Origin of the sequence: Caballeronia sordidicola (assembly GCF_002220365.1) — a bacterium.
In the GTDB taxonomy this organism is placed as follows: domain Bacteria; phylum Pseudomonadota; class Gammaproteobacteria; order Burkholderiales; family Burkholderiaceae; genus Caballeronia; species Caballeronia sordidicola_C.
Window position 1 is genome coordinate 1 of the sequence record NZ_MTHB01000051.1, and the last position, 2,332, is coordinate 2,332.

Annotated in this window: 3 protein-coding genes and 1 pseudogene; all 4 read left to right on the forward strand. The window is 55.4% G+C overall.

Features of this window, described 5'->3' with window-relative positions; translation table 11 throughout:
* Positions 1-150: 150 nt before the first annotated feature.
* The 4 genes and pseudogenes from BSU04_RS09585 (at position 151) to BSU04_RS09600 (ending at position 2,289) form a co-directional block, all read left to right on the forward strand.
* Positions 151-525: a glutaredoxin family protein gene (locus BSU04_RS09585; RefSeq protein WP_086383877.1), complete on the forward strand. Its 375-nt coding sequence runs from the start codon at positions 151-153 to the stop codon at positions 523-525.
* Positions 526-1,419: 894 nt separating this feature from the next.
* Positions 1,420-1,515 (forward strand): annotated as a pseudogene (locus BSU04_RS48755) (SEC-C metal-binding domain-containing protein); the annotation flags it as partial.
* 11 nt (positions 1,516-1,526) lie between these two features.
* Positions 1,527-1,784: a hypothetical protein gene (locus BSU04_RS09595; protein WP_086383879.1), complete on the forward strand. Its 258-nt coding sequence runs from the start codon at positions 1,527-1,529 to the stop codon at positions 1,782-1,784.
* Positions 1,762-2,289 (forward strand): DUF6933 domain-containing protein, encoded by a 528-nt coding sequence (locus BSU04_RS09600; protein ID WP_256982371.1) that lies wholly within the window; start codon positions 1,762-1,764, stop codon positions 2,287-2,289. Before BSU04_RS09595 ends, BSU04_RS09600 begins: the two co-directional genes overlap by 23 nt.
* The last annotated feature ends 43 nt before the right edge of the window (positions 2,290-2,332 follow it).

Below are 2,332 nucleotides of genomic sequence, written 5' to 3' on the forward strand. Positions count from 1 at the left end.
CGGCGAAGGACTGCTTGGAGTCGACTAGCCGCCAAGGGTGCTACGCTCCGCAACCGTTTTGGGAGTCGTAGGGCTGTGTCTGGCCAGGAGCAGTCGGCTATTGGACGGAGTAGACTTGCCAGCTTCCATTCTCCGCTCGAGATATTCTCTATGTTGATGAAAGCCCTGCGTGTCGGTCTCGGCCAGCTAATCGTGCTCGGCGACGCCGTCAGTCGCCCGCGTCCGCAACGCCGTTCGGTGCAGGGTCAGGCCGCGGTGGCAAAAGAAGCGGCGCATCTGTCGCTGTATCAGTTCCATGCGTGCCCTTTCTGCGTCAAGACACGACGTGCCCTGTATCGTCTGAATGTGCCGATGACGCTGCACGACGCGAAAAACGATTCCGTGCAACGGGAGCGTTTGCTGGCCGGCGGCGGCAAGGTCAAGGTGCCCTGCCTGCATATTCAGGAAGAAGACCAGTCGCGCTGGTTGTACGACTCCAACGCAATCATCGCCTACCTGGAGCAACGCTTCTCCGGGATCGTTTGATGTGGGGCGTGGAGGGTACGTAATCCGAGTCTTATTCCCAGGACAACCATCCACGCGACAACCAGTTGATCCTCGGAAATATGGAGAGAAAAGTCATTCACCAATCATTCGCGACGGACCTAAATGATGCAAGCCCGGTATTTTCAACTAGTCGATCAGCTTGCCGATTTTGGTGAGAACCTGTGCCGTTCGCGCATCGCTCCCGAAACCTGGCGCGAATATTTGCAATCGGGCTTTGACCAGTCTCACGTGACGGATTTGATACGAGTTCTGGACGACGATACCTTGCACGAATCGGAATTTACTGCCACCGCGATGGCTCCGATCCATGCGTGGCGCATTCTCGCCGAGCTGAAAGCTGTTGACGCGATTCCGACCTTGATCTCCCTGATACATCGGATAGATGACAATGATTGGATTGGTGAAGAATTCCCAGATGTTTTCAGCAAGATCGGCCCATCGTCGATCGAAGCAGTCGAGTTGTATGCGCGGGATTCCCGAAACGGGGAGTTCGCCAGAATCTGTACGTTTCGCCTGATTGCCAGGATGGGATGTGACCACCCAGAACAAAGGACTCGATGCGTCGAGATCCTGACCGATTTGCTACGCGCCCACGGGACGAACGATCTTGATATCAATGGTTTCCTCGTTTCGGCATTATCCGATCTGGGGGCACTCGAATCATTTGAGGTGGTCCGCGAAGCCTACGAACAGAATCATGTGGCATTGAATATCTTGGGGGACCTACGTGACGCCGAATACTATTTCAGGATCGGCGCCAAAGACTACGAAGGCATAGATACCTTCAGAGAGGCAAGACTCAATCGCCTCCACATGTTGTCAAAATCTCACCCATTCGAGCCGGCCCAGATCATTGAGAAATCCCGTCCCATCGTCGCAGCTCCCAAAGTCGGAAGAAACGATCTCTGCCCATGTGGAAGCGGCAAAAAGTACAAGAAGTGTCACGGGTTTGCTGGGATGTTGTACTAAGGACACTCAACATGACCCTGCTGAAAAGCCGCCTGGCAGCAACAGACTCAAAGCTGAAAGAAATCAAGGATGCCAGACGGGCATCAGATAAAGTGCGTCGCCAGCAATACAGGCAGACGACGGCTGTTCAGGAACGGAAAGTGGTGCTGGTAGGTGAATGCGTCATGCGCCGTCTTGATCGTGGCGAATGGGACGAAGCTGGTTTCCGGCAGATGAAGGATGAGCTTTCATCCCGGCCGGTTGATCGTGCTCTTTTCGATCTCGACTGAGCGCGCCATGCTCTATCTGCATTGTACGAAGAAGCTTCTTGACCGGCTGAAACCCGAAGTGATGGCGGGTGGCACCAGCACCACGGGGCTCGGGAACTGGTATGCCACGGCTTTGCTCTGGAAGCCGCAGATTGCGCTGTTCGTCAATGAGCGAACGTTGTTACCTGTCCTGATCCCCTTGGCACCAGCGGCTGGCATGGCAACCAGATTCCCTCGCTTCCTGGCTCACGTACTCGCGGCCCACGGCATCCAGCCGTCGTTCATCGAGCAGGAGCTATTGCACATGCAGGACGTGAGATATACCAAAACGACAAACCGTAGCGTCGTCGGCATCATGACGCAGTTTTGCCAATTTGCGGAAGGCTATCGCGGCAGCGATGAAATGAACGATCTTGTCGCGTTGTCAATCAGGTTGGCACGTATCCCTTGCGGCCCGCTGTATAGGGGGCCAGTGTTTCCGGACAAGGCACTGCGCGAATTGATCGGCAGCGGTTCATTGCAATAGCCGCCCCGGCGAACCCAGCGCTTCGAATGTCTCTGCGCGGCCA